The organism is Mesorhizobium sp. M1E.F.Ca.ET.063.01.1.1 (genome assembly GCF_003998155.1).
Classification (GTDB): Bacteria; Pseudomonadota; Alphaproteobacteria; order Rhizobiales; family Rhizobiaceae; genus Mesorhizobium.
Genome location: NZ_RZSC01001150.1, coordinates 1 through 1,294 on the forward strand (window position 1 = coordinate 1; position 1,294 = coordinate 1,294).

The 1,294-nt window shown below is 68.2% G+C and carries 1 protein-coding gene; it reads left to right on the top strand.

All coding sequences use genetic code 11. The annotated features are described in order from the left end of the window. Positions 1-55 precede the first annotated feature (55 nt). A partial coding sequence (gene radA, locus EOA29_RS36810) for a DNA repair protein RadA (RefSeq protein WP_127222417.1) occupies positions 56-1,294 on the top strand: 1,239 nt, incomplete at its 3' end.

The window sequence follows — 1,294 nt, forward strand, 5'->3', positions numbered from 1 at the left end:
GAAGGGGGTGGGCGGGAACGCCAGCCTTCGAAAATTTGCGATTGGCACAACGCTAATGGCCAAACCCCGCGTTCAGTTCATCTGCCAGAATTGCGGCTCGGTGCATCAGCGCTGGGCCGGCAAATGCGATGCCTGCGGCGAGTGGAACACACTCGTCGAGGAAGGCACGGCCGGCGGTATCGGCTCGGGACCGGCCAATACCCGCAACGCCCGCAAGGGCCGCGCCGTGGTGCTCACCAGCCTTGCCGGCGACATCGAGGACGCGCCACGCATCGTTTCGGGCATCGGCGAGCTCGACCGCGCCACCGGCGGCGGCTTCGTGCGCGGCTCGGCGCTGCTGGTCGGCGGTGATCCCGGGATCGGCAAGTCGACGCTGCTGACGCAAGCAGCGGCGGCCTTGGCCTCGAAGGGTCACCGCATCGTCTACGTCTCGGGCGAGGAAGCGGTCGCGCAGATCCGGCTGCGCGCGCAGCGCCTCGGCGTCGCCTCGACACCGGTCGAGCTCGCGGCCGAAACCAATGTCGAGGACATCCTTGCAACAATCGCCGACGGCAAGCGGCCCGACCTCGTCATCCTCGATTCCATCCAGACGCTGTGGACCGACCTTGCCGATTCGGCGCCGGGCACCGTCACCCAGGTGCGCGCCGCCGCCCAGGCGATGATCCGCTATGCGAAATCCACAGGGGCCGCGATCGTGCTCGTCGGCCATGTCACCAAGGAAGGCCAGATCGCCGGCCCTCGCGTCGTCGAGCACATGGTCGACGGCGTGCTCTATTTCGAGGGCGAAGGCAACCATCACTTCCGCATCCTGCGCACGGTGAAGAACCGTTTCGGGCCGACCGACGAGATCGGCGTCTTCGAGATGTCGGACAAGGGCCTGCGCGAGGTCGCCAACCCATCCGAGCTGTTCCTCGGCGAGCGCCACGCGAAATCGCCGGGCGCCGCCGTTTTCGCCGGCATGGAAGGGACAAGGCCGGTGCTGGTCGAGATCCAGGCGCTGGTGGCGCCCTCCTCGCTCGGCACTCCGCGCCGCGCCGTGGTCGGCTGGGACGGCGCGCGGCTCTCCATGGTGCTGGCGGTGCTCGAGGCGCATTGCGGCGTCCGTTTCGGCCAGCACGACGTCTATCTCAACGTCGCCGGCGGCTACCGCATCTCGGAGCCGGCGGCCGATCTCGCGGTCGCCGCCGCACTTGTTTCCTCGCTCACCGGTCTTGCCCTTCCAGCCGATTGCGTCTATTTCGGCGAAATCAGCCTTTCGGGCGCGGTAAGGCCGGTTGCGCATGCGCAGCAGCGC